This is a genomic window from Adlercreutzia rubneri, assembly GCF_009755265.1.
Classification (GTDB): Bacteria; Actinomycetota; Coriobacteriia; order Coriobacteriales; family Eggerthellaceae; genus Adlercreutzia; species Adlercreutzia rubneri.
The window spans coordinates 1-24,559 of the sequence record NZ_WPOO01000004.1; the positions used below are offsets into that span (position 1 = coordinate 1).

The 24,559-nt window shown below is 64.0% G+C and carries 21 protein-coding genes and 1 tRNA gene; 4 read left to right on the top strand and 18 right to left on the bottom strand.

Features of this window, described 5'->3' with window-relative positions:
* Positions 1 to 161 precede the first annotated feature (161 nt).
* The 6 genes from GO707_RS03350 to GO707_RS03375 all read right to left on the bottom strand — a co-directional run bounded on the left by GO707_RS03350 (position 162) and on the right by GO707_RS03375 (position 6,177).
* Positions 162 to 237: transfer RNA gene (locus tag GO707_RS03350), tRNA-Ala, on the bottom strand.
* A 120-nt stretch (positions 238 to 357) separates the two neighbouring features.
* Positions 358 to 1,206 (bottom strand): Mrp/NBP35 family ATP-binding protein, encoded by an 849-nt coding sequence (locus GO707_RS03355; RefSeq protein WP_157012073.1) that lies wholly within the window; start codon positions 1,204 to 1,206, stop codon positions 358 to 360.
* Positions 1,207 to 1,364: 158 nt separating this feature from the next.
* On the bottom strand, positions 1,365 to 1,682 hold the full coding sequence (locus tag GO707_RS03360; protein ID WP_157012075.1) for a CDP-alcohol phosphatidyltransferase: 318 nt from the start codon (positions 1,680 to 1,682) through the stop codon (positions 1,365 to 1,367).
* Positions 1,683 to 1,766: 84 nt separating this feature from the next.
* Positions 1,767 to 4,508 (bottom strand): homocysteine S-methyltransferase family protein, encoded by a 2,742-nt coding sequence (locus GO707_RS03365; RefSeq protein WP_157012077.1) that lies wholly within the window; start codon positions 4,506 to 4,508, stop codon positions 1,767 to 1,769.
* Positions 4,492 to 5,154, bottom strand: coding sequence for a vitamin B12 dependent methionine synthase (locus GO707_RS03370; protein ID WP_157012079.1), 663 nt, complete (start codon positions 5,152 to 5,154; stop codon positions 4,492 to 4,494). Before GO707_RS03370 ends, GO707_RS03365 begins: the two co-directional genes overlap by 17 nt.
* A 90-nt stretch (positions 5,155 to 5,244) precedes the next feature.
* Positions 5,245 to 6,177, bottom strand: coding sequence for a methylenetetrahydrofolate reductase (locus GO707_RS03375; protein ID WP_232325570.1), 933 nt, complete (start codon positions 6,175 to 6,177; stop codon positions 5,245 to 5,247).
* 138 nt (positions 6,178 to 6,315) lie between these two features.
* Here GO707_RS03375 and GO707_RS03380 point away from each other — a divergent pair, with 138 nt between their 5' ends.
* Positions 6,316 to 6,858, top strand: coding sequence for a metallophosphoesterase family protein (locus GO707_RS03380; RefSeq protein ID WP_157012081.1), 543 nt, complete (start codon positions 6,316 to 6,318; stop codon positions 6,856 to 6,858).
* A 75-nt stretch (positions 6,859 to 6,933) separates the two neighbouring features.
* Positions 6,934 to 7,332 carry a helix-turn-helix transcriptional regulator gene (locus tag GO707_RS12840; protein WP_418655105.1) on the top strand — a complete coding sequence of 133 codons (399 nt, stop codon included), beginning with the start codon at positions 6,934 to 6,936 and terminating at the stop codon, positions 7,330 to 7,332.
* 65 nt (positions 7,333 to 7,397) lie between these two features.
* On the opposite strand, the gene GO707_RS12695 is transcribed toward GO707_RS12840, so the two are convergent.
* The 8 genes from GO707_RS12695 to GO707_RS03425 form a co-directional block, all read right to left on the bottom strand.
* Entirely contained in the window at positions 7,398 to 8,054 is a 657-nt protein-coding gene (locus GO707_RS12695) for a helix-turn-helix domain-containing protein (RefSeq protein ID WP_157012083.1), read from the bottom strand.
* A 3-nt stretch (positions 8,055 to 8,057) separates the two neighbouring features.
* Entirely contained in the window at positions 8,058 to 8,717 is a 660-nt protein-coding gene (locus tag GO707_RS03395; protein WP_198160998.1) for a DUF3990 domain-containing protein, read from the bottom strand.
* Between the two features lie 103 nt (positions 8,718 to 8,820).
* Positions 8,821 to 9,240: a DUF4418 family protein gene (locus GO707_RS03400; RefSeq protein ID WP_157012087.1), complete on the bottom strand. Its 420-nt coding sequence runs from the start codon at positions 9,238 to 9,240 to the stop codon at positions 8,821 to 8,823.
* Positions 9,241 to 9,251: 11 nt separating this feature from the next.
* Positions 9,252 to 10,430, bottom strand: a complete 1,179-nt coding sequence (locus tag GO707_RS03405; protein WP_198160999.1) for a YncE family protein — start codon at positions 10,428 to 10,430, stop codon at positions 9,252 to 9,254.
* A complete protein-coding gene (locus GO707_RS03410) occupies positions 10,424 to 11,110 on the bottom strand; it encodes an ABC transporter ATP-binding protein (RefSeq protein WP_157012091.1) in 687 nt (228 codons plus the stop codon). The genes GO707_RS03405 and GO707_RS03410 overlap by 7 nt, the downstream gene beginning before the upstream one ends.
* Positions 11,110 to 12,342, bottom strand: a complete 1,233-nt coding sequence (locus GO707_RS03415) for an ABC transporter permease (protein ID WP_157012093.1) — start codon at positions 12,340 to 12,342, stop codon at positions 11,110 to 11,112. The genes GO707_RS03410 and GO707_RS03415 overlap by 1 nt, the downstream gene beginning before the upstream one ends.
* 172 nt (positions 12,343 to 12,514) lie before the next feature.
* Positions 12,515 to 13,087, bottom strand: a complete 573-nt coding sequence (locus GO707_RS03420) for a 4Fe-4S dicluster domain-containing protein (protein ID WP_157012095.1) — start codon at positions 13,085 to 13,087, stop codon at positions 12,515 to 12,517.
* A gap of 3 nt (positions 13,088 to 13,090) precedes the next feature.
* On the bottom strand, positions 13,091 to 15,466 hold the full coding sequence (locus GO707_RS03425) for a molybdopterin-containing oxidoreductase family protein (protein ID WP_157012098.1): 2,376 nt from the start codon (positions 15,464 to 15,466) through the stop codon (positions 13,091 to 13,093).
* Positions 15,467 to 15,765: 299 nt separating this feature from the next.
* Here GO707_RS03425 and GO707_RS03430 point away from each other — a divergent pair, with 299 nt between their 5' ends.
* On the top strand, positions 15,766 to 17,547 hold the full coding sequence (locus GO707_RS03430) for an ATP-binding protein (protein ID WP_157012101.1): 1,782 nt from the start codon (positions 15,766 to 15,768) through the stop codon (positions 17,545 to 17,547).
* Positions 17,548 to 17,600: 53 nt separating this feature from the next.
* Entirely contained in the window at positions 17,601 to 18,305 is a 705-nt protein-coding gene (locus GO707_RS03435; RefSeq protein WP_157012104.1) for a response regulator transcription factor, read from the top strand.
* Between the two features lie 380 nt (positions 18,306 to 18,685).
* On the opposite strand, the gene GO707_RS03440 is transcribed toward GO707_RS03435, so the two are convergent.
* The 4 genes from GO707_RS03440 to GO707_RS03455 form a co-directional block, all read right to left on the bottom strand.
* Positions 18,686 to 20,320, bottom strand: coding sequence for an MDR family MFS transporter (locus GO707_RS03440; protein WP_157012107.1), 1,635 nt, complete (start codon positions 20,318 to 20,320; stop codon positions 18,686 to 18,688).
* Between the two features lie 134 nt (positions 20,321 to 20,454).
* Positions 20,455 to 21,021, bottom strand: a complete 567-nt coding sequence (locus GO707_RS03445; RefSeq protein ID WP_157012110.1) for a GNAT family N-acetyltransferase — start codon at positions 21,019 to 21,021, stop codon at positions 20,455 to 20,457.
* 56 nt (positions 21,022 to 21,077) lie between these two features.
* The gene (locus GO707_RS03450; RefSeq protein ID WP_157012112.1) at positions 21,078 to 21,896 is read right to left on the bottom strand and encodes a protein-ADP-ribose hydrolase; all 819 of its coding nucleotides are present in this window, start codon (positions 21,894 to 21,896) and stop codon (positions 21,078 to 21,080) included.
* 22 nt (positions 21,897 to 21,918) lie between these two features.
* On the bottom strand, positions 21,919 to 24,264 hold the full coding sequence (locus tag GO707_RS03455) for a leucine-rich repeat domain-containing protein (protein WP_114548211.1): 2,346 nt from the start codon (positions 24,262 to 24,264) through the stop codon (positions 21,919 to 21,921).
* Positions 24,265 to 24,559: the final 295 nt, after the last annotated feature.

The following is a 24,559-nucleotide window of genomic DNA, read 5'->3' on the forward strand; positions in this document are numbered from 1 at the left end:
GAACACCCGTATCGTATCCCGACTGGCGGCGTTTTGACGCAAGGGCGGAGCCTTCGACGCGCACCCGCATAGCGGGTGGTTTTTTGCCCGCCGCGCTTCGCGCGCCGTGCAGGCTCACGAGCCTGAACAAAAAAGCCCGCCTAACGGCGGGCTTGAAAGGTTGGTGGAGCCTAGGGGGATCGAACCCCTGACCTCATGGCTGCCAGCCATGCGCTCTCCCAGCTGAGCTAAGGCCCCGAAAAAGTGCGAGGACTATATTAGCATAACGGCAGCGGTGCGCAAGAACTTTTTTCAGGAATTTTGGAAATTCCCGCTAGCGGTCCTCGCGCGGCGCTCGCGCCCCTCGCAGCGCCGGCTTTACTCGGCCTCGCAGGTGGCGACGATCTGGTCGATGATGCCGTCCAGGGCGCCTTCCACCTCGTAGGCCTCCACCTTGCCCTCGTCCACCAGGCGCGCGAAGGTCGGGTCCATCGGCAGCGTGGCCACGGCGGGGATGTCGTACTTCTCGGCCACGGCCGCGCCCTGGGGCTCGCCGAAGATGTGGTGCTCCTTGCCGCACTCGTCGCACTTGAAGTAGGCCATGTTCTCCACGAGGCCCACCACCGGCACCTCCAGCGACTTCGCCAGATTCACGGCTTTGCCGACGATCATGGCTACGAGCTCCTGGGGAGCCGACACGGTGACGATGCCATCCACGGGCAGCGACTGGAAAACCGTCAGGAACACGTCGGAAGTTCCCGGAGGCATGTCGACGAACATGTAGTCCACATCGCCCCAGTTCACCTCCTGCCAGAACTGCTTGATGGCGCCGGTGACGACAGGTCCCCGCCAGGCCACGGGCATGTCGCCCTCGGGCAGCATGAGGTTCACGGACATGACCTCGATGCCGCTGGCGGATTTCGCCGGGTTGATGCCGTCGGCGTCAGCGGTAAGGCGGCTGTCGACGCCAAAGGACTTCGGAATGGACGGGCCGGTGATGTCGGCGTCCAGAATGGCCACCTTGTGGCCGCGCTTGTTCATCTCGGAGGCGAGCAGGCTGGTGACGAGGGACTTGCCCACGCCGCCCTTGCCGGACACGACGCCGATCACATGCTTGACATTGGTGCGATTGTTGGGCGCCAGGGTGGACGGACCAGCCTCAGCGGTGCGGTCGCCGCAGCCGGAGACGCCGCAGCTGGAGCACTCGTGCGAGCATTCTTCTGCCATGATTCCTTCTTTCTCTTCTCGTGTCGCCGCATTGTTCGCGGCCAAGATAGTTCGCAGGGCATCATAGCACAAACCCCGAGGCATCCTTTCGACACCTCGGGGTTCTTGAACGTCGTAAGAACAAAAGACAGACCGCTTCGGAAAACACGCGCCGGCGCTTAGAAATCCTCGGGCATGTCCTTGCCGTCGCCGGATGCGTAGAAGGTGGCCTCGGCGAACAGATCCGTCACCGACCTGCCGTCGCAGAAGGGCAGCTCGAGGAACTCGGCGATCGTGGGGACGAGGGGGCTCGCGTCGACGTAGTGGCCCTTCTCGTTGAACTGGTTGGTGTCCTGGGCGCGCCAATAGCGGTCATTCACATCGGTGAGGTAATACAGCCCATCGGCCACTTCCATGTAGACGGCGTGGTTCGTGTGCAGATAAGTGGGCAGTTCGTCGATGGTGATCTCGAGGGCTTCAACGTCCTTCTTCCCCATTAAGGCTCCTTTGCTTCGGTGAGGGTGGAATTGGAACGGCCTTATGATAGCGCGATCGGCGGTCTGTGGGGGCATCTACGCGAATTAGTCATCGAAGAAGGCCGAGGCGACGCGGGTGGAAGCGGCGGCGTCCTTTGCGTAGAAATCGGCTCCGATCTGGTCGGCGAACTCCTGGGTGATGACCGCGCCGCCCACCATGACCGCGGTGCCGGGAAGCTGCTCGTGAATGAGTTGGATGGTGCGCTCCATGGCGCCGACCGTGGTGGTCATGAGCGCCGAGAGCCCGATGAGGCGCGCGCGGGTGTCGCGAGCGGCGGCCAGGACGGCCTCGGGGGCGACGTCGCGGCCGAGGTCGATGACGGTGAAGCCGTAGTTTTCCAGGAGCATCTTCACGATGTTCTTGCCGATGTCATGGATGTCGCCCTGCACCGTGGCCACAATAATGGCGCGGTCGCCCGCGGCGTTGGTGGTTCCGGGAGCGCTTGCGGCGGCCTGGGTGTGGTCGCGGATGAGATCGAAGCCGGCTTTGACGGCCTCGGCGGAGGCCATGAGCTGGGGCAGGAAGAACACGCCCTCATCGTACTTCTGGCCGACGACGTCGAGAACGGGCACGAAGATGTCGTTGATGACGGCCAGACCGTCGTGGGTCTCCAGCAGCTGCTCGGCGGCCGCCGCCACCGGCGTGCCGCGGCCCTCCAGCACGCATTCGGCTAGGCGGGAAACGGCGTCGGCCACGTCGGCGAAGGTTTCCGTTATCGGGATGGGACAGCCGCTTGGGACCGAGGGGCGACCAAGGTCGCCCCCTACGGGAAAGACTCCGGCAGCAACGTCGTTGTTGCGCGCCCCATCCGTAGGGGCGGTGCTTGCGCCGCCCTCCTCAAGTGGGGTCGCCTTGCTTGAGGAGGGGCGACCAAGGTCGCCCCCAACGGGGATGGAGCCGCCGACCACGCCCGCAGTCGAAATGCCGGCGGCGGCCTCGTAGGGATCGGCCGTATTCGCGTAGGCTTCCAAGAACGCTCGGCAGCCGGCGTCTTGGCCGTTTAAGATGCGGAAGGTGGCCACGGTGTCGCGGTAGCGGGCGTTCAGGGGGTTCAGGATGGGCATATCGAGACCGGCACCGAAGGCAGCGGCGAGGAAGGTGCTGTTCACGAGGGGGCGCGCCGGCAGGCCGAAACTCACGTTCGACACACCGAGCACCGTGCGCACGCCGAGGCGCTCCTTCACCAGGGCCACGGCGCGCAGAATTTCGCGCACTTCGTCTTGGTTGGTGGCCGCGGCCATGACGAGGCAATCGATGGCCACGTCCTCGCGCGGAATGCCGTAGGACTCGGCGGTGGCCACGATGCGCTCGGCGATGGCCAGGCGCTCTTCGGCCGTGGGAGGGATACCGTTTTCGTCCAGCGTGAGGCCGACCACCGTGCAACCGTAGCGCGCCACCACGGGCAGCACGGTGGCGAGGTTGTCGGCCTTGCCGTTCACGGAGTTCACCATGGGGCGGCCCGCATAGGCGCGAGCCGCGGCTTCGATGGCGGCCGGATCCGATGAGTCCAGCTGCAGCGGCAGCGGCACGGTGGCCTGCAACGCGCGCGTGACCTGCGACAAGAGCGCCGGCTCGTCAAGACCCGGCACGCCCACGTTCACATCGAGGATATCGGCGCCGGCGCGCTGCTGGGCGGCCGCCTCGGCCACCAGGTAGTCCACATCACCCGCTTGCAGAGCCGCTTTCAGCTTCTTCTTCCCCGTCGGGTTGATGCGCTCGCCGATGACGGCGATGCGCGCCTCGCCCTCGGGCAGCGACACCATCTGCTGCGCCGAGGTCACCGCGAACGCGGGGCGATAGAGGGGATTGGGGATGGAGGGCGCGGGGAGATCCTTCGGCTCGCTTCGCTCGCTCAGGATGACACGGGGGGCGGAAGGCTCGACTGCGGGAAGGGGGCGGGCGTCGAGAAGGGCGCTGAGGGCGGCGATGTGGGCTGGGGTGGTGCCACAGCAGCCGCCGACAACGGTAGCGCCGGCGTCCAGGATCGCTTCCATGGCCCGGGCAAACTCGTCGGGTCCCACATCGAAGACCGTTTCGCCGTCTTGGATGCGCGGCAGTCCGGCGTTGGGCTGGGCCATGACGAGGGCGCGGTCGTGAGGCGCAAGCTCTTCCACGAGCGGCGCCAACTCCACGGGCCCCAGCGAGCAGTTGAGCCCCACGGCCGAGGCGCCCAAAGCCGACAGCGTCGTGGCGGCGATGGCCGGCGTCGTGCCGAGGAAGGTCCGGCCGTCCTCGCCGAAGGTCATGGTGGCGAACACCGGCAGCGTCGTGCTTTCCACCGCAGCGAGCACGGCAGCCTTGGCTTCCAGCAGGTCGGCCATGGTTTCCACGACGATGAGATCGCAGCCCGCCGCCTCGGCGGCGCAGGCCTGTTCGGAGAAGATATCGAAGGCCTCGTCGAAGGTGAGGGTGCCCAAAGGCTCGAGCAAGGCGCCGGTCGGTCCGATGTCGCCGGCCACGAGCGGCGCTCCGGCCGCCCGCGCGTTGGCCGCAGCCGCCGCGTACACCTCGGCCACCGTGGCATCGGTGCTCGCGAGCTTCAGGCGGTTGGCGCTGAAGGTGTTGGTGGTGATGCAGTCGGCGCCGGCTTCCACGTACTGGCGCTGGATGGCCACGATGGCCTCAGGATGCGTGAGGTTCAGCAGGTCCGGCACCTCGTGGATGGTATGGAGGCCAGCGGCCTGAACAAGCGTGCCCATGCCGCCGTCGAACAGCAGGTAGGCGCGCCCGGCCAGAGCCTCGGCCAAGCGGTCGTCGGTCACGGTGAGCTTACGCGGGGTTGCCATAGCAGGTCCTTCCTTGGGCACGCAGGGCGCATGAATCGGCAACAGGACAAGTGGAGCAGCGCGCTCCTTCCCGGACGAAACCTCGCCCGGGGCACAGGCCGATGACGGCCGTGATGGATTTGGCGGGAACGAGAAGGTGGGCCGCCGTGGCGCAGATTCCCAGGGCGCGATCGGCGCCACTTGCGACGAGAAAAGCCGGCTGGCAGCTCAGCGGCAGGTCGCCATAGCCGGGGCTGAAGCGCGTAGTGGCGGCCAGACCTCGCGCCGCGGCCTCTTCCACGATATGCCCGTTCAGCACATTGGCCGCCTGTTCCACGAGTGACGATGCGCAGGCATCCACGAGCAGGCCGTCCGTCGCGCTGAGGGCGCGCTCGCGACGCAGCAGCATCTCGCTTTGCGTCCCCAGCGTCACCGCCAGCAGCACCACGCGCGTGCAGCCTCCCACATGGCGAGCGATATCGAGGCCCGGCAACAGGGCGAGGGCTTCCGACGCGTCCATCTCGCGGTACACCCCGCGCGGGACGAGCTCCTTTTCGCACAAGCAAGCCGCGCGTTCCAGCCTTTCGCGCAGATCCCCCAGCTCCTGGCCGCGATGGCCCAGAAACGCCAGGGCCTCTTCCCTATCGACGCGCGTTTTCAGTTCCACGGCGTCACCATCCTCCAACAACGTCGGAGGCTCTTAGGCACAGCGCCTTCGGCACGGCTCTCGAGATGGCGTAAAAGACAACCACGGTGTTCACCGAAGTCCGGCAGCGGCGACCGCCTCGGCAGCGGCACAGGCGATGTCGGGCTGGTTCATGGCGTACACATGCAGACCGTCGACGCCGTGGCGGCCGAGGTCGACCAGCTGGTTGCAGGCGTATTCGATGCCGGCTTGGCGCAGGGAGGCCGGGTCGTCCTCGTACTTCGCCAGAAGCTTGATGATGGGCGCCGGCAGCGAGCTGCCGCAGAGGAACACCATGCGCTGGATCTGCGACTTCCCCAGAAACGGCATGATGCCGCAGGAGATGGGCGCGGTAACGCCCGCCGATTCGGCCGCTTCGCGGAAGCGGTAGAAGTCATCGTTGTTGAAGAACAGCTGGGTGATGAAGAAGTCGGCGCCGGCGTCCTGCTTCGCGCGCAGATGGCGGATGTTCTCGCGCGGATCCAGACAGTCGATGTGTCCCTCGGGGTAGGCCGCCGCGCCCACGCACAGCCCCGCCTCCTTCAGGCGCGGGATGAGCTCGCAGGCATAACGGAAGTCGGCCGGCTGCTGGCCGGGCACAAGGTCGCCGCGCAGGGCGAGCACTGTTTTCACGCCGGCGGCGCGCAGGTCTTCCACAGCATCGTCCACCGAAGCACGGGTGGCGCTCACGCAGGTGAAATGGGCGACGGCGGGTATGGCCGCCTCCTTCTGGACGAGCTCGGCGATAGCCGCCGTCTGACCGTCGCTGCCGTTGCCGCTGCCGCCAGCCGAGCAGGTCACCGAGATGAAGTCCGGCGACGCCGCGCGCAAACCTTCCACAACCTTTCGGGCCGCATCTAACGTGAGCTGGCCTTTCGGCGGGAACATCTCTGCCGAGAAGGGAATGCGCCCCGCGGCGCCTTCCTTATCGGCCATCCCACAGCACCGGGCGTCGGCCGAACGATTCTCGCGGCTCTCCTCGAATAGGCGGGCAACAGTTTCCATAAGCGACGGATCTCTTTCCTCGTGCGATTCCTCTGCGCGTCGGGCGCGTCATATCTTCCACGCGCTATTATAGGGAGGAACCGGCCTTCGCGCCCGCACCTATCGCTGGCTGGATAGGCAAACAAGCGATGGAGGGCCATGGCATTTCTCGAAAGGAGCCCGGCTGTGCGCATCGGCATCATCTCGGACACCCACGGCTCGCTGGACCCGCGCGCCTATGCGGCCCTGGCGGATTGCGACCACATCATTCACGCCGGGGACATCGGCGGGCCGTCCGTTCTGCGCGAGCTGGAAACACTGGCGCCAGTCACGGCGGTGCTTGGCAACAACGACTTCGACGAGTACGGCAGCGCCGTGGGCCATTTCGCGCACCCGGTTTTGGAAGGCGTGCGCTTCCTCGTGGGCCACAAGCCGGGCGACGTGCGCGTGAGTTTCGCCGGCTCGGCGGCACTCGCGCCCGGCGACCCCCTGCCCGACGTCATCATCCACGGCCACACCCACGTGCCCGAGCTGAAAACGGGCCCCGACGCGCGGCCCGCGGGCCTCTACCTGTGCCCCGGCGCCGTGTACCGCCCCCGCAGCGATTTCGGCCGCACCATCGCCAAGATGGACGTGGAAGACGGCCGCATCTTGCACACCTGGATAGAGAACCTCAACGGAAAAGTGCTTTTAGAGGCTTAGGCGATCTCACTCGCTCTCACTGCGGCAATCTGTCAAAATTTTTAACAGATTTTCCCATAAACTGTAAAAAATTTTTTGACAGATTTAGACGCCGAGGCCTACGGTGAGGTGGCTCATGTAGAAGGTGAAGCGCATGAGGAAGAGTGCGGCGAGCAGGGCGAAGGTGCTACAGAAACGACCCCCAAGAGCGCACCGTCTAGCAGCGCGCTGCTCGCACGCGAAGGCGCCGCCTTCCGCGACTGTTTCTCGAAGCAGATGGCAGCGGTGCGCGAGTTCTACGGCCTTTCGGCCCGCGAGGCCGAGGTGGCCGAGCTCATCGCCCGGGGCAACACTGTGGCCCACATCGCCGAGTTGTTGTTCGTCTCCGAGAACACGGTGCGCACTCATTCCAAACGAATCTACGTCAAGCTGGACATCCACAAGCGCCAAGAACTCATCGCCCTCGTGGAGCGCTTCGAGTCCGAGGGACGGTAAGAGCAGAGGCGATTCTGAACGCAGTGAGTGCAGAATCGCCAGGGGCTGCCAGCGTGCGTCCCCTTCTACCGTTCCAGCAGCTGCTCCATGGTGCAGCGCAAGGCGCGGGACAGGCGGTAGAGGGCTATGCCCTGGGCCTTGTTGATGTCCTTCTGTCGCTGCTCGTAGAGCTGGATGGATCGCAGCCCCACGCCGGACGCCTTCGCCAGCTGCGACTGGGAGAGGCCGGCCGCCTCCCGCAGCATGCGGAGGTTAGTGGCCCCCGCGCGCTCGGTGCGCATCTCGTCGAAAACGGCGACGAACTTGCCCTCGGGGGCCTCGTGCAGCGGCCAGTACATGGAGCGAATTTCGTCGTAGGTGGCCGTCGCGAAGATGGATCGGTACGAGCACCCCGTGACCATCTGGTAGTGCGCGAGCACCCACCCGACCCAGAAGTCCGGCGTGCGGTCGTAGCGGAGACTCGGCGCGGGCAGCTCCTCGCAGGGAAGCAGCGGCAGCATGGTGCGCAGCAGGTCGTAGGACGACTTCCCGGCCACGTACACCGGGTTCTGCTTCTCAAATTCCTCGGCGAGGCCCGATGCCAAAAACGCGTGGGCCACCTGGGCACCCGTGCACCCGGCGAGGTTCACGCCGATATCGAAGACGAACGCCAGCACCTCCTGCAGGTCGTGGGCATAGGGCGAGGACGGCAGCTCGATGACCGCATAATGGTACTCCCCCACCTCTCAGCCCTCCCTCATCAGGTCGAGCATGTACACGCCAGCGGGGTCGAAGGGCTCTTCGTGCAGGATGCGATCGAAATCGCGCCGGGCCCTCTCGTCCCGCCGCATGCGCCTCTCGTGCCACCGAGACGCTAGGGCCACTTCTGCCCCCGCAAACGTGAGGGCCCCGAAAGCGGCCTCGCTCACCGCGACCACCTGGCGGCCCAGGCCGCCGAGCTTCATGGCCCGTTCAAGCTGCCCAAGGCTGATGCGGTTTTCCAGAAAGGCCCGGGCGAACGAGAAGTAGGAGTCGTCGGCCCGGTAGCCGATGACCACATCCGCGCTGCCCAGCTCTGCCGGATAGCGAGCCGCCACATAGGACTTGGCGGCTTCCATGAGGTTCGTCGCCACGTCGAACTGCCGGTTGGCAAAGAGCACGGCCAGCCATTCGATAGTGCCGTAGGGCTCGGCATCCAGATCCACAACACGCAAGCCCTTCAGCTCAAGGTCGTAGGCATTCGCGAACCCGTCCTTTGCCTTCGGGCAGGCCCATTCGCAGGCAAGCTCGAACGACTCCGTGCAATAGAAGCCCAAACCGTAGTCGTTGTAGGGATTGCCCACGCCAAAGAGCGGCCGCTCAACCCGAATCGGCGACCCATGATACAAGCGCAGACAATCGCTCATGGCAACCTCCCTTGCTATATCGCTTTGGTGATATAGCATGTTAAAGCAGGAGTGAGGTTGAGTCAATTATTGCAAAATTTTCAGATACGCAGGCAAGGGCGCCCTACTCTGTCACGCGTTTGCGATCGGGGTTGATGAGGGCGCCGGCGAGGGCGGCCACGGCGGATACGGCGCCGGCGATGCGCAGCCACAGTGCGGTAGTCTGGCAGGCCATGTCGGCGCTCTTGCAGACGCCGATGGAAAGCGGCGTGTCAAAGGTGAGCAGCACGATGGCGAGCGACAGCAGCACCAAAGCCACGGTCATGGGTCGCTTCGTCACAAGCGCCACCACCGCCACAACGGCCAGGATGAGGGCAAGCAGCAGCTCGACCTTCGCCGTGTAGGTGCAGCGCATGGGCACCATATTGCCATTCGCCAGCTCAAGCATTCCCGCGCACACCGGCGCCCACAAAAGCACAGCTCCGCATATCACAACGGCGCAGACGAGCGCCGCAATCGGCGCCAGCAAAGACAAGTTCTTCATGAGTTCCCCTTTCAAGCGATGACGGCGATGCCCTTGGGGCTCGCCAATCCTTCAATCGTATTCATCAATGCCATCGTTGCCGCATCGATCACATGCACTTGGCCTCCGATGCTGTTGCCCACCAGCAGCGTCTTCTCGTCGGGAGCAAGTACGAGCGTGTCGATGCCCACGCCCAAAGGCAGCCGCCCCGTCTCGCTCCAATCGGCGTCGAAGGCCACCAACTCCCCGTCGTCGCGGGCGATGGCCCACACCGCCGAGCCGTCGGACGCCTGGGCCACCCCGGCGACGGACTGCCCAACAGGTATTTCCAGCACCCGCTTGCCAGAAGCGCGATCGAGCACGTACAGGTCATTTACCTGTTGCTCGCCCTCCCCGCCCACGCCGGCCAGAAGCAGCTGCGCTCCGTCGGCAGACACGAGAATCTGACGCGGGCCCACGACGCCATCGAAAGCTTCGATTTCCGCTGCAGCCTCCAAATCGACGCGGGCCACGTCGAAGGTGCCATAGTTCGCGCAGTACAGCAGATCCCCCTCGGGCGCCAGCGCTAGCGCCACCGTACGACGACCCGTGCCAGGATCGATGCGGCAACAATCGGGCGGATCCGTTCGGTTATGGTAGCCGGAAGCGTTGAGCTTCACGGTTTTGACCAGGGATTTCAGCTGTGTATCAACGAGATGGATGCTGGAAGCGAAATAATCTCCCACATAGAGGATGCCCCGCGCCTCGTCATAGCACAGCCCGAGCGGCTGCTTGCCCACTGTGATCGGCGTCACCTGCGACGGATCAGCGATGCTTACGGCCGTCACCTCGCCACCGCCGGAACTTCCCACATACACCCAGCCGTCAGCCACCAGAGCCGTGGCGGGATTCTGCCCGGCGGCGATGCGCTGCAGGATCTCCCCCGTCGAGGGATCAACGACCGCGAGCGTATTGTTCGCGTATTCAGCCACGCACAACAATCCCGGAGCAAGCGCAGCCGCCGAGGATGCAGCTGAAGCACTTTCAGATGCTGAAGGCATCTCGCTTTTACCGCCCTCGCCGGGATTCGGGTTTTCGCCCTCATCCGCGAAACGGGTAGCCTGCCCCGCCTCTGGCTCCTTTTCCGAACCGGCGCACCCTGGCAGAGCCCCCAGCAACACCGATCCCGCAGCTATCCCTGCCAACGAGGCGAACGTCCTTCGCGTCAGCATGGAGTTACCTCCTCACGGCGCGCAAGCTTCCCCTCTTCCAGCACGTACACCTCGTCGGCTTGGCGCGCGTAGGCCTCGTCGTGGGTGACAACGACCACCGAGCGCTCGCCTTCGGCAACAAACGCACGGAAGCGACCGAAGACCTCATCGGACCAGTCGGCATCCAAGTCGTTGGTGGGCTCGTCGGCCAGCAGCAGATCGTGCTTGGCCAGAAGAACGCGGGCCAGCACGAGACGCCGCTTCTGTCCCACGGAAAGTTCGGCGGGCAAGTGATCGGCCCTATCGGTCAGACCCACCTCCTCAAGCATGGCGTCGATGGCGCCCCCGTCGACCGGCTGTCCGGCGGCCCGCAGCGCCATCACCATGTTCTCCCGGGCCGTCAGCGCCGGGAACAAGTACGGGCTTTGGAAGACAAAGCCGATGCCGCAGCGGTGCACGGCATCGATCTCGGCGGCCGAGGCCCGCACAAGATCGGTACCGTGGTAGAGCACCGATCCCTCGTCGGCCCGCAGAAGGCCGCCCATCACGTTGAGCAGCGTGGACTTCCCCTTGCCCGACACGCCGGTCACCGCCACGATGCGGCCCGGCGCCACGGCCAGCGACACCCCGTCCAGCGGACGCACGGGCGGCACGCTGCGGAACTCTTTCACCACGCCCTTAAGCTCAATCAACGGCTCCATCACATATCACCCCTCGTCAACGTCTCTTGCGGGTCGCGGCGCAGCATTTGCACGACCGGCTGCACCAGCGCCACAGCGGTCAGGACCACGGCGAACAGCAGGCCCGCCGCCACCGCCGTCCCGTAGGAGCTCGCGGGAACCACCGCCCCGGGCATGTTGAATTCGCTGTGGAAGGTGCCGACCACCGACCCGGCCACCAAGCAGGCGATCCCAACGGCGACCACGGCCGCCACCAGCGTGACCAGCCCGATCTCGCAGGCGAAGCACCCCACGACCCGGCCCCGGCTCATGCCGAAGGTGCGCAAAAGCCCCAGCTCGCGCATGCGGCTGGCCGCCAGGGCCGAGAAGCGCCCGGCCAGGGCCAAAGCCGCCAGAATAACGAGCACGATGAGAAACGCCACGGCGATGGCCTCCACCACGGCAAGCTGCGAGGACGCGCCCGACACCATGTCCGCCGTCCGCACGGCCACCGAACCCGGCACTGCATCCACGAGCGCCTGGCACAGGGCGTCTATGTCAGCCCCGTCGGCCGCCTTCACCATGAGGCAGGAAACGGCGTTGAAGGGATCGGCATCGCCCCATACACTTTCCAAATAGGGACTCGCCGCCGCGATGGTGCGTGCCGCGTCAATGTCCATGAAGATGGTCTCGTCCACGCTGGTGCCCGTCGGCGCCAAGGTGCCGGCCACGTGGAAGACCGAACCCAAAATGGAAGCCTGCCCGCCCTCGATGGCCGGAGCCGCCGAGCCCAGCAGAATGCCGTCGTCGCCCAAGCCGAAGTCGTCGGCCTCGGCCGAAGCACCGCCCTCGGCTCCTTCCGCGCCGCCGACGATCCAGGGCGCCAGCACGAAGTCCGTCGCTGCATCAATACCCACGACGCGGGTGACCCCCACCACCGAGCAGCAGCTCTGATCCACCGTCTGGGTGAAGAACTGCGGCGTCGAGGCGGCCACGCCCTCGGTGGCGGCCACGGCCTCTGCGGCCGACGCCGGCAGATACACGTTCACCGGCTCGGCGCAGAAGAGCACCTCCGAGGCATTGCCCGAGGCGCCGGCCGGCAACACCATGATATCGGCCCCCAGCCGTTCCCGGGACAGGCGCACGCCGTCTTCCAGCGACGTCACCACAATCATCGAGGCGGTCAGCGCGAGCACGGCCATAAACGCAATAAACGCCGTGAGCACAGAAGAGCCCAGCCGGCGCGTGATATTTCTCCATGCCAGGTAGAACACGAAGACAACCTCCCTTGTGTTGAGAGGAGGTGCCCGGGGAAATAAGGGAGGGTGGAATTCCCCGCGCACCTCCATGAGGCGTGGCACCCAGTACGAGTCGAGCGCCACGCTCTGCCATTACCGCGAATGCCTGGTATGCAAGCAATCTTACACCCAGATGCGCCTCGCGAGCTTAAGCCTGCTCCATGCCGGGATCAATGAGCCCCGTCGCAGCGTCGATGTCGGCGAACGCCGTCGCATCGAGATCCTTGTCCAAAACCACCTTCAGGTTCGGCTTCGTCGCCGCCTGATCCTTCACGTCGGTGCCCTCGGGCAGCTTGTCCATCTCGTCCAACGTAAGGTTGGAGCTCGGGCACGTCATGACGCACACGGGCATATCCCCGCGGGCCTGACGATTGGCGCAGCCATCGCACTTGTAAGTCGTGGACGTCGCCTCGTCGTAGCAAGGCGCGTGGAAGGGGCAAGCCTCAATGCAGGTCTTGCAGCCGATGCACTTCTCGTGATCCTGCACGACCAGGCCGTTGTCCATCTTCTGGTAAGCGCCCACCGGGCAGTTGGCCACACAGGCCGGCTCGTCGCAGTGGTTGCAGGCCATGGACACGAAGGCGTGGCCGCCGGCCTTCTCCACCTCGCGTACGCGACGGATGAACACACCGGGCGTGAGCACTTTCTCGTTGGCGCAGGCCACCTGGCATCTCTTGCAGCCGTAGCAGTTCGCCGAGTTAACGAAAAATCCCTGAGTCATGATTTACGCCCCCTTCTTCACTTCAACGAGCGTGGAATTGCAGCAATGGATAGTGCCGAGCGTGGGCCAGGCGTTGTTGGTGACGTTGCTCGTCGGCGAAGCGGTGGTGTCATCCCAGCCGTTCTGTAGCACGACGACGCCCGGTTTCACGTTCTCGGAGACAAGAGCCACGCCGGAGTGCTCACCGCGGTCGTTGTACACCGTGATGTCGTCGCCCATGGCAATCGAGCGAGCGGCAGCATCTTCGGGATGAATCACGATCAGCGGCTTGTGGCCGTCCATGGAGAGCATGGTCTCCAGATTGTTGAAAATAGTATGCACCTGATGGCGCGTCTTGCGCTGCACGGCCGCCAGCGGGTACTTTTTCGCCAGCTCGCTATCGGCGTTGAGCGGATGCTCGACGGGACGCTGGTGGCAGGCGATGGGTGGGAAGCCCTCGTCGACCCAGGCCTGCACCCACAGATGAGCCTTGCCGGTGGAGGTGTCAAAGTTGCCGTCCTTGTAGGCAATCCAACCCGGCACGAGATCCCAGGCGTTCACGCCCTTCTTCTCTACCAGCTCTTCATAGGTGACGCCAGAACCTTCCAGCACGCGGGAAATGTACACCGACGGATCCTCGTTGAAGTACTTCTCGAAGCCGAAGCGCTTGGCCACCTCAGCGGTGATCTCCAGGTCGGTCTTCGCCTCACCCGGAGGAGTAACGCCAGCCTCGCTGATCTGGATGACAGCAGAACGAGACGAATGAGTGACATTAGGCGTCTCGAACAAGGCCGTGTTGGGCAGCACTAGATCGGACCACAGGCACGTAGAGTTCATGAACTGATCCACCTTCACCACGAAGGGAATATGCTCCAAAGCCTTCTTCCACATGTTGGTGTTCGGCATCTGGGCCACCGGGTTTCCCTGAGCGACCCACATGAAGTTGATCTTGGTCGGTTTGTCCTCGAGCACCATCTCACCAAAATGAGGGAAGGGGATCGGCTCGAATTTACCGGCATCGGGATTGCTCTCGAAGGCCGCACCGGAGGGAACGAGTTCTGCGGATCCGCCAATATCATACATACCATCACCCTCGTGGCCAATATGACCGCAGAACAGGGCCAAGTAGACTTGGGTCGCCGTGGCATAGGCGCCGTTCTCGGTGCGCTGGTATCCGCCCATGTTCTGGACAATGATGGCTTTGTCGGCCTTGGCATAATCGCGGGCAATACGGGCAATGTCGTCGTAGGAGCAGCCCGTTTCGGCCTCGACGGCTTCCTTGCCCCACTTGTCAGCCTCGGCCTTGACGAGGTCGTAGATGGTCACATAGTCGTTGGCGATCTCGGTATCCGCCACGGTGAGCGGCGGTGTCACACCAGCGGCGTCGTGGGCAACGAGTGCCTTGGTGGTCGGGTCGTACACCTGGTAGGTGGTGTCGTCGGACGCGTCGGTGAAGGCCGGCGCGTTAGTCTTCTTGTCGATGAGGCAGGGGGCCGTGGTGTGGGCAATGAGGTACTCCTCGTCGGTGAGACCCTCGTCGATAACCACTTTCAACATGGCCAGGGCCACAGCAGAGTCGGTGCCGGGCCAGGGCTGGATCCACTCCTGGGACTTGTCAGCCGTCTCGGAAAGGAACGGGTCGATGGTGCAAAGAGTGCCACCGTTGTCCATCATTTTCTGGAAACGCCCGAAATAGCCCGTCATGGTGACGACCGGGTTGTTGCCCCAGGCGATGATGTAGTTCGCCTTTTCGATCTCATTACGCAAAGGCGTGGTGCGGCTACCCAGAATTGTGCCAAGACCCGAATCGATACCAGCGCAGCAGGAGTTACCGGTGATAGCCGTAGTACCACCGAGCCAAGACCCGAGCGTGCTCATGGAGTCGGTCAGCGAGCTGAAGTTGCCCGTACCGTCCTGCACGATGATGGACTGGCTGCCGCCGTTGTCCAGTGCGTACTGGATCTTCTCCTGAATGAGATCGTAGGCCTCGTCCCAGGTGATCTCCTCGAAGTCGCCGGAGCCCTTCTCGCCCACGAGCTTGAGGGGCTTGGTCAGGCGCTTGTCGGAGTTGCACAGCTCCACGCGGGCGAAGCCGCGGGCGCAAGCGGGGCTCTCGTTCACCTCGCCGCTCTCCACTTTCACGAGCTTGCCGTCGCGCACGTAGCCCTTCAGCAGATGGTGCTGGCACTCCGGCGAGCAGCAGCCGTAGACGAGCTGGCAGTCGGCGAACTCGTCCTCGCCGGTGAAGGCCAGACCCTCCCCCTCGTCCTTGGTCGGCGCCTCGTCGGTGGACGCCGGAGCGCATCCGGCCAGGCCCACAGCTGCCGTAGCCGCCGCAGCGCCCACGAAGGCGCGACGGGTGAGCTTGGCGTCAATGGCGCGTTCGCTGTTCTTCGTCATAGAACTCTCCTCCCTCAGATAGGATTTTCTCGCGAGCTGCGGCGAAAAGACGTTTGAACCCCCGCTCTCGGCGGATCTCCTACCGCCTTGCTGTCGCATCGGGCGGCCCTCCTCGGCCGAAACCCTCGCACTCGCTGGCTATTATTCTGCCGTTGACTCAACGTCACTTCAATGGCGGCCAGCGGAACTTTTCATTAAGACTTCGGGGCAAATATTAAAAAAGAATTACCTTCCCCACCGAAGTCTCCTGCATGCAGCTCCATCGGGCATAATATGAAGATTGACGAGGAGGGGACACCATGTCTAACGACCACCCGGGGCGCCCGTTCCGCTATGGCATACGCTTCAAGATCGCCGTTTCCATCGGCGTCATTATGGTTGCGCTCATGGCCGTCGACATCCTGTGGAACCTGTCGCTGCAGAACGCCCAAGCCGAGAACGAGGCTCGCGAGAAGGCCGAGGTACTTGCCTCCGAGATGCGCGCAGCATGGGATTTCGTCGATATGAATCAGGACGTCATCAACCGTGCCGAGGACGGCACCTTCCGTACGAAGCACCTCGTGTGCGTGGTGGCGGCGAAGTCCATCTCCATGCTGTTCACCACGGAAACCGACTACTCCATCCGCTTCACCAACGACACGCCCCGCCAAGCCGCCAATGCGCCGGACGCCTTCGAGCAGGAGGCTCTGGCCGCCTTCAACGCCGACCCGGAACGCAAGGCGTTCTGGCGCGTGGTAGACGCCGGCGACGGCACGCGGGTGTTTCGCTATACCGAGCCTTTGTACGTGACCGAGTCGTGCCTGGAATGCCACGGCGACCCGGCAGGCGAGCTAGACCAGTACGGCTACGCGAAAGAGGGCATGCAGGTAGGCGAGGTGGGCGGCGCCATGTCCATCATCGAACCCATGGACATTTACGCCGCCGGCATTCAAGACAGCATGATACAGCAGGCAATCATGGTACTGTTCATGATGGTAGCCGCCTTCGCCGGGCTGTACTTCGTCACCAGCCGGCTGGTGCTGAGGCCCATCGATGAGCTGCGCACGGCGGCGGGCGCCGTCGGCAAGGGCGATTTCAACTACACGCTGACGGTGCCCAACCCTGGCGAGCGGCCCCGCGACGAGCTGTCCGAGCTCGCCGGTGAGTTCGACCGCATGGCCCGCGACCTGGAGAAACTGTACGCCGACTTGGAAGGGCAGGTGCGTTCCAAAACCGACGATCTCATGGTGCTGAACGATATGTTGAACTACCAGAAGCGCGAGCTGAAGGCGGCACTCGATCGGCTCGGCGAGGAGGTGGCCTACAAAAACGAGTTCTTCGCCATCATAAGCCACGAGCTGCGCACACCGCTCACCAGCATTTTGGCCTACGCGCGCATCTTAAACGGCGACGACAGCTTGGCACCGAAGACCCGCGAAGCCGTGAGCGAAATCGAGTCGAACGCCACACTTTTGCTGAACATGGTGAACAACATCCTCGTCATTTCCAAGCACGCTGCTAAAAAGGACGAGCTTTTGCCCGAACCCGTGGATTTCGTCGATCTGGCCCAGTTCGTGCGCAAATCGCTCGCCCCCATCGCGGAGGGCAAAGACGTGCGGCTCACCTGCACGGTGGCGCCGGATGTGCCCCTTTCCATGGCCGATTGGGAGAAGCTGCGGCGCATTCTGGAGAACCTGGTGAACAATGCCATCAAGTACACCCATCGGGGCGGCTTCGTGCGCCTGACGATAGGGTTCGAAAACGGCGAAGCAGCGGACCGCGACCGCGGCAACCCTACTGACACGCACGCCCCCGACGGCGGAGACACCGCCCCCACCGGCTGGATCGTCATGCGGGTCGCCGACGACGGCATGGGCATCGCACCCGAGGAGCTGGACCAGATCTTCGAGCTGCACAAGCAGGCCGGGCAGTCGGCCAACCGCCGCTATCGGGGCACGGGGCTGGGGCTGGCCGTAGTGCGCGATCTTGCCGAGCTGCATGGCGGCACCGTGACCGTGGAAAGCCGGGTGAAGGAAGGCAGCACGTTCACCGTGCGCATTCCCTACGTTCCCGTGATCGAGGAAGAGGACGAGGAATCGTAAAGGCCGCGGCGGCGCCGAGGCGCAACCGCCGACAACCGCGAAGGAGGACGACGATGGCGAAGATTCTGCTCGTGGACGATGAACCGCGCATTGCCCGGGTGGTGCGCGACATGGTGGAAGGCGCCGAGTGGCAATTCGCTTACGCCGATAACGGCGCCGATGCGCTGGACGCCGTCGCTCGCGATGCGCCCGACCTCATCATCATGGACGTCATGATGCCGAAGATGGATGGCTTCACCGCCTGCCGCGAACTGCGCGCCCGGGGCGTCACGGTACCGGTCATCTTCCTGTCGGCCAAAGGGGACATCGTGGACAAGGGCGTCGGGTTCGCAGCCGGGGGCGACGACTATATGGTCAAGCCCTTCGACCCACGCGAGCTGATGATGCACATCGAGGCCCACCTGCGCCGCGCCGCCATGCGCCCGACCGCCGCCATGCCGTCCACCGGCACCATCACCGTCGGACGGCTTTCCCTGGACATGGCCCAGCACCGCGCTACTTTGGGCGGCGAGCACGTACCGCTGACCCCGAAAGAGTTCAAGATCCTGGCGACCTTGGCCGCAAGCCCCGGCACCGTGCTCTCCCGAGAGCAGCTGGTGGAAGCGGCCTGGGGACCGGAGTTCGTCGGCGAGACCAGTTCCATCACCGTGTTCATCAAGAAGCTGCGGGCCAAGATCGAGGACGACCCCACTGAACCCCGCATCATCGAAACCGTCTGGGGCATCGGCTACCGCCTCGACCCCGAGGCCTGCGGGTAAGCTAGCGAGCGAACCTGCAGGCAAACATTCTCGCTCGCGCACCTTTGACCCCGAAATGATATTTCTGATTTAAAAGTGCCATTTCGGGGCTTCTTTCTGTGCCCAAGCCGATTGCACCCCAGCGCCTTTCAGCCGCATTCGCCAGATGGCCAAAAAAGACGCGCTAACTGCGGTTTTCAGCCCTCTTTCCCCGACTTTCACCATCTACGCATTCGCGCGTCCTTTTCAATAATGTTCTGACCAGGTAAAACTATGATCAAGAGAAACCGCACTTTCGAAACCGCAAGCCGCTGACGCAGCCAGCGCAGATTTTTTGACCAAAAAATGCTCTAGAGACACTTTCGCATGCAGTTCGCGAGCCGTTTTTGGCCACAAGCGTCCTACTTTCCCGCGCCGCCGTGGTTGATGGTGGTGGCGAGGGGGTGGCGCTTCAGAAGAAGCATCATCACGAGGCACGCAAGCATGAGCGGCACGAACCAGAGGAACAGCGGCAGCAGCGCGTCGGAGTAACCGACAGCAATGACCGACTGGGCTGACCTGGACAGCGCATCCACGATTTGCGGCGTCAGCGTGGCGAGCGACAGATTGTCCACATGGGTGAGCTTGCCGGCCACGTCGGCCGTAAGGCGCATGGTGAACAGCGCGCCCACGAGCGCCGTGCCCACTGAAGCGCCGATCTGCCGGAAGAAGTTGTTCGCCGCCGTGGCGGTGCCCACCATGGCGTGGGGGAACTCGTTTTGCACCACGAGCACGAGCAGCTGCATGCCGAGCCCCATGCCGAAGCCGAGTACGAACAGATACAGCACCGGCACCCACAGCGCCTCGTGCACCCGCATGCGCGACAGCAAGAATAGGCCCACCGTGCTCACGACACACATGGCCACGAGCATCCCCTTGTAGCGCCCCGTCTTCGACGCCACCCAGCCGGTGGCCATGGAGGTGATGAGGATGCCCACGCTGGTAGCCGTGCACACGAGACCGGCCACCTCCGGCGACAGATCGTCCACGATTTGGAAGTAGGTGGGCAGGTAGTTGAGCGCTCCCATGAAGCTGATGTTCAGGAGAAGCCCCGTTACCGAGCACAGCACGAAGTTGCGGTTGCGGAAGAGCCCCATGGGGATGATGGGCTCGACGGCGCGGCGCTCCAACAGCACGAAGACCACAGCGACAGCCACAGCCAGAGCGACAAGGCCCATAAACGGCAGACTGCCCCAGGGAATAAGCGTGCCGCCCCAGGCCATGGCCAGCACGAGCGAGGTCACGGCCACGGTCATGGCCATCATGCCGGGCCAATCGAGGGGGTGCTTTCCGAGGGCACGGGCGTCGCGGGGCAACGTGAGTCCGAGTACCACCACGGCAAGCAGGGCCACGGGCACCGTGAACCAGAAGATCCAGCGCCAGCCCGTCACCTGGATGAACCAGCCGCCCATAAGCGGGCCCAGCACATTCGACACGGCGAACACGGCGCCGATGACGCCCATGTAGGTGCCGAGTTTGCGCGGCGGCACCACGTCGGAGAGCGTCGCCTGGGACAAGATGATGAGGCCGCCGCCCCCGAGGCCGGAGACGAGGCGGCCGCTGATGAGCATCTCCATGTTCACGGCCAGGCCGCACACCACCTTGCCCGCCGCATACAGCGTGAGCGCCGCCATGAGCAGCCGCTTGCGGCCGACAAGGTCGCCCAGCTTGCCGTAGATGGGCATGACCAACGTCGACGACAGGATGTAGGCAGTGGAAACCCACTGCATGATCTCCACGCCGTTCAAGTCACCCACGATGGTGGGCAGCGCCGTGGAGGCGATGGTCTCGGAAAGCGAGCTGATGAACATGGCGAGCAGAAGCCCGAAGAACACGAGCGCCAGCGCCCGGCCGTGCAGGGCGTGATCGGTATGGGGCGTGGAAGCGCCTGCGGGTTTTGCGGGCGCCGATGAGGTAGGAGCTATTGCGGGCGACGCAGCTGCAACGGCCGAAGCCGCCTCCGTCTTCGAAGTCGTATCTGCTGCGCTCGCCGCCATAGGTCGCCTCTTTCCAATCAGGGGATTCTCCCTATTTTAGAAAGACGGCCGCCGCAAGCGCCGCGCAACAACCCCGCCTGCGCCGAACTGTCACGGCACCGTTGAAGACTTGCGCGAGAATGCGTTTGCGAACGCTACAGCGCCAACTCGTACATAGCCACCTGGATGTCGCCGAGGGCCGGGTAGTGCACGGTCCACTCGCCCTTGTCCTCGAAACCGCACGACTCGTAGAGGCCGCGGCCGCGTACGTTGTGGGGGAAGGTGTCGAGGCGTAGAGCCACCAGGCCCTGGGCTCGGGCGATGTCAGCGGCACCATTCACGAGCTGGCGACCGAAGCCCCGGCCGTGGAAGGCCGGCAACGTGGCCACCACATGCAGGACGCCTACCTGTTCGGGCGCAGCATCCACGGCCCAGGGAACGGCGTTGTAACCGGGGGCGCCTTCATGATTAACCACCATGGCCGAGGCAATGATGGGCTCGGACTCACCGCCTTCGGAGACCACTTCAACCCCTTCCGCAGGCAGCAGCCCCACGATCAGCTGGGCCGCCTCCAACGACTCACGCAAGAACGCCGGCGAGGGATGCACGCCATGCTGCCACTGCACGTCGAAATCGGTGCCCTGCATCTCGTCGATCATCGTCGTGTAGAACGCAAGCACCGCATCGAACTCATCGGGCCGCGCCACGCGCACTTCCAACATCGCCGCTCCCTTCTTCATCGGATTCGAGTGAAGACAGTATAGCGTTACGATGCCACCTACAGTCCGAGCAACGGGCGGTACAGCGACTCGTCGGTTTCGGAGAAGACGTTGAACACCACGGTCATGGGCACATCGGGATGCTCGTTAAGCCAGCGGCGCACCGTAGCGACGGCGATGGAGGCCGCCTCTTCCTGCGGGAACCCGAACACACCCGTGGAGATGCAGCAGAAAGCGATGCTGGAAAGCCCCGCCTTGGCCGTCGCGTCCAGGCACGCGCGATAGCACTCGGCCAGCTGACGGCGGTGCGTATCGGTGGGACGTCCGTTGGCGATGGGCCCCACCGTGTGGATAACGTAGCGCGCGGGCAGGTTGTAGCCGTCGGTCACCTTGGCCTGGGACGTTGGCTCCGGGTGCCCCTGCGCTGCCATGAGGTTCGCACAAGCCGCACGCAATTGCACACCGGCGAAAGTGTGGATGGCGTTGTCGATGCAGTAGTGTAGCGGCGCCCAGCAGTCGGTCATGCCGGAGTTGGCGGCGTTCACGATGGCGTCTGCGGCCAAGGTGGTGATGTCGCCGCGCCACAAGCGTAGGCGCGGGTCGGTTGGCGACGGGGTCGTGTCGGCCAAGGTCGCCACACCCGCCTCGGCGATGAGCCCCTGCAGCAGTTCGTCCTGGGTCGCGAGGAACTCGCCGGGCGCGGGCCACGGAGGCCGCACGTTTACAAGTGATCGGAACGCAAGCCACAGCGCCTCGGTCGAAGCGCTTGCCAGGCCGCCCTGAGCCGCATCGGCCGCCGCGGGCGGCAGAGCGCACCCATGCGCCTTGCCCTCTTCGACGAGGTATTCCACCAAATATTGCAACAGTTTGCGATCCATAGATTCGCCTCCCTCACAGCACCTATAGCGCGAAGCGGTCGCGGGCGCGCTTGGGGGCGGTGGCACGCGTGGCCTCGGCGCGGTCGTGCTGCCAGTTCATGAGGAACAGCACACAGTCGGTGCGGTTGCTGGCGCGCAGGCGCTCGATCTGGCGATCGAACAGCTCGACATCGTTCAAGAACCCGGCATCGGCCAGAGCGCGCACCATGGCGATGTCCCCCTCACGCGCCACATACTGCACGGCCTCCGCAGCGCGCTCACGCAGCGCTTCCACAATGCGATCGCGCATCTCGGGCGCCAAGCGGAAAGGCGCCGCCACGCGGTGGAGCAGGGCTCCCAGATGATCAGGCAAGCCGCGCCCCACCAGCAATTGGTCATCGTAGCGGGCGAAGTCGAAGGGGATGCCATCCTCGACGTCTTCCAAAAAGCAACTTATGAGCTGGTCGGACGTGATATGCACCACCGCATCAGCCGCAGCCAGGCGCACGATGGCGTATTCGAAGCTGCCCTCGCCGATGCTGGTGACGCTCGCGGGGATGAGCACGGGGCCGACCAGCGTGCGCGAGCAGAAGCAGTGGGCACCGATGGTGCGTAAGCCTTCGGGAAGCATGAGCTTACGCGTGCCCTTGCAGGCGTTGTCATCGCGCACCTCACGCACCGTATCGGGGATGACCAACGTCGCTGGCGCCGTGATGAGCGCGCGCTCGGCGATGAGCGTCAGCGGTGCGCCTTCCACCTCGCGCGGCAAAGCCAGGCGATCGGTGGCAGAAACCGGCGCCACCATGGCGCTCGCTGCGTTCGCCGCGGCCTCGCGAGCCGACACCGCCGTCGCGCCTCTCATGCGGGCATGGGCCGCCGACGAGAACTGGCGCGAGGGGGAATCGGGGGCCGGAGGACCCGCCACCAGATGAGCCTCACGCGAACCGTTTTCCGCAGCGACGCTGGGCTCCTTCGCAACGCCGTCCTCCCGCGCGAAGCCATCCTTTTCTGCGGGGTCGTTTCCTTCTGCAAACCCGTACCAGCACTGGTTTTTTTCCACGGCCTGAAAATCAGTGACACGACCTCCGCAGCGCGCGACAATGCGCGCAAGCGCCGCTGGATCGCTGGCCCGCCAAAGCGTCTCGGGGTTCATCGAGCCGTCCACGCGCTCCAGCGAGTCGGGCACATCGATGACGCGCGGCGGCGGGCATCCTTTCGCGAAGGCGGCGGCGCTCATGACGCGCACGCCATCAGGGACCACAAAATGCTCGGCATAAGGTGCCGAGGCGAAGATGAGGCGGAAGGGGGCCATCGTCTCGCTCGAGAAAAGGCGCGCATCGCCAGCGCCCAACCTCTCGCTGTGCCCACCGCCCAGACGCTCGAGCAGACAATCCTCCTTTATCGCATAGCATTTGTTGACAGGGCTCACCAGGTAGCGACGCGCCTCGAGCCGAGGGTTGGGCAGAGCCATGTCCAGCGGGGACGGGTCGTACGTGCGCACGCCCGCGCCCAGGTACACCACTTCGGCACTTACGGCATTGAACGCCTGAGAGCCCACCACTTCCACGGTGTCAGGCACCACTAGCAAGCGAACCTGGGCGCCACTCGTAAAGCGTCGGGAAAAAGCCTCTGAGGCGATGCGCACCACGGGCACATCGTCGATAAACGACGGCACCACAACGATCAAGCCGTCGGCCCGAAGACCGTGCTCGGCAAGCTTTCCCAGGTGCACGGCGGAAACCGCGTAGCCCTCGCCATCGCGTCGCACCGTTATGGGAACGTTGGTGGCAAAGTACGTCTCTTCACTTTGCGATGTTTCACGGTCGGATAGCGATGTTTCACGAGCTGTTAGAAGCGTTTCACGGTTTTGCGATGTTTCACGCTTTTGGGTTTCGCGCGCATTTTCGCAAGACGGATCCTTCGCTTCCTCTTTCGGCTGCCAGCGCGGCGTTTGCCCCAAGGTCCACAGCTCGTGGGGCGACAGCTTGCGCGCTGGCGCTGCCGCCGCTGCTGCGCCAGTGCCAGCAGCCGCCTCTCCGATGGCCTGTCCGACTGCGCTTGCTGTTGGCCCCTCCCCCTCTTCCCCGCGCACAGCACTGCCGATAATGCCCATGCGCTCCTCATCAGTTATACCCATGCCGAGCGCACCTACGATGAGCAGATCTCCGTCGGTGCCATCAAGCTCCTCGGTTTCATCGAGGGCCGCATCGTGCACCCAGGGCTTGTAGGGAGCCAGCTGGGGCCGCCAGTTCTCCCCCTCGATGGGGTGCCCCGGTTCCTCAATCGTCACGTCGGCCAGAGTTAAATGAAGCGGATTTTCTTGCACCCGCGCAATGAGATCGTCAAGAGAAGAAGTTGCGTCGCGAAAGACCAGAGCAGTGGCGTCCATAATTTTGTGCACCTTCCCAATTTCGATGCCCAAGGGCTGTTTACCCCGCGTAATCCCCATGCTACACTACAGCGCAAAGAGGCACAATGACAAAAGAATCGCCATTTTTGGTCACAAAATCGACTTCTGGGTTTCTTTGAGAGGGAATTACGGACAGCGAAACCCACAACAGTATTGGATCTTATCCAAATATATCGAATATCAATAAGTGAGTGAGTCTTTCCGGCAGGAGAAAAACCCAGAACTCGACTTTGTGACCAAAAATGTCGAAATGTTTGTAGCTCGAGTCGCGAAA

Bases quoted from the DNA above. Each gene is read 5' to 3' on its own strand.
- GO707_RS03400 (WP_157012087.1), bottom strand. From the start codon at position 9,240: ATGAAGAACTTGTCTTTGCTGGCGCCGATTGCGGCGCTCGTCTGCGCC.
- GO707_RS03445 (WP_157012110.1), bottom strand. From the start codon at position 21,021: ATGTTGGAAGTGCGCGTGGCGCGGCCCGATGAGTTCGATGCGGTGCTT.
- GO707_RS03365 (WP_157012077.1), bottom strand. From the start codon at position 4,508: ATGGCAACCCCGCGTAAGCTCACCGTGACCGACGACCGCTTGGCCGAG.
- GO707_RS03360 (WP_157012075.1), bottom strand. From the start codon at position 1,682: ATGGGGAAGAAGGACGTTGAAGCCCTCGAGATCACCATCGACGAACTG.
- GO707_RS03395 (WP_198160998.1), bottom strand. From the start codon at position 8,717: ATGAGCGATTGTCTGCGCTTGTATCATGGGTCGCCGATTCGGGTTGAG.
- GO707_RS03455 (WP_114548211.1), bottom strand. From the start codon at position 24,264: ATGGACGCCACTGCTCTGGTCTTTCGCGACGCAACTTCTTCTCTTGAC.
- GO707_RS03420 (WP_157012095.1), bottom strand. From the start codon at position 13,087: ATGACTCAGGGATTTTTCGTTAACTCGGCGAACTGCTACGGCTGCAAG.
- GO707_RS03380 (WP_157012081.1), top strand. From the start codon at position 6,316: ATGGCATTTCTCGAAAGGAGCCCGGCTGTGCGCATCGGCATCATCTCG.
- GO707_RS03430 (WP_157012101.1), top strand. From the start codon at position 15,766: ATGTCTAACGACCACCCGGGGCGCCCGTTCCGCTATGGCATACGCTTC.
- GO707_RS03375 (WP_232325570.1), bottom strand. From the start codon at position 6,177: ATGGAAACTGTTGCCCGCCTATTCGAGGAGAGCCGCGAGAATCGTTCG.
- GO707_RS03410 (WP_157012091.1), bottom strand. From the start codon at position 11,110: ATGGAGCCGTTGATTGAGCTTAAGGGCGTGGTGAAAGAGTTCCGCAGC.
- GO707_RS03425 (WP_157012098.1), bottom strand. From the start codon at position 15,466: ATGACGAAGAACAGCGAACGCGCCATTGACGCCAAGCTCACCCGTCGC.
- GO707_RS03435 (WP_157012104.1), top strand. From the start codon at position 17,601: ATGGCGAAGATTCTGCTCGTGGACGATGAACCGCGCATTGCCCGGGTG.
- GO707_RS03440 (WP_157012107.1), bottom strand. From the start codon at position 20,320: ATGGCGGCGAGCGCAGCAGATACGACTTCGAAGACGGAGGCGGCTTCG.
- GO707_RS03355 (WP_157012073.1), bottom strand. From the start codon at position 1,206: ATGGCAGAAGAATGCTCGCACGAGTGCTCCAGCTGCGGCGTCTCCGGC.
- GO707_RS03450 (WP_157012112.1), bottom strand. From the start codon at position 21,896: ATGGATCGCAAACTGTTGCAATATTTGGTGGAATACCTCGTCGAAGAG.
- GO707_RS03405 (WP_198160999.1), bottom strand. From the start codon at position 10,430: ATGCTGACGCGAAGGACGTTCGCCTCGTTGGCAGGGATAGCTGCGGGA.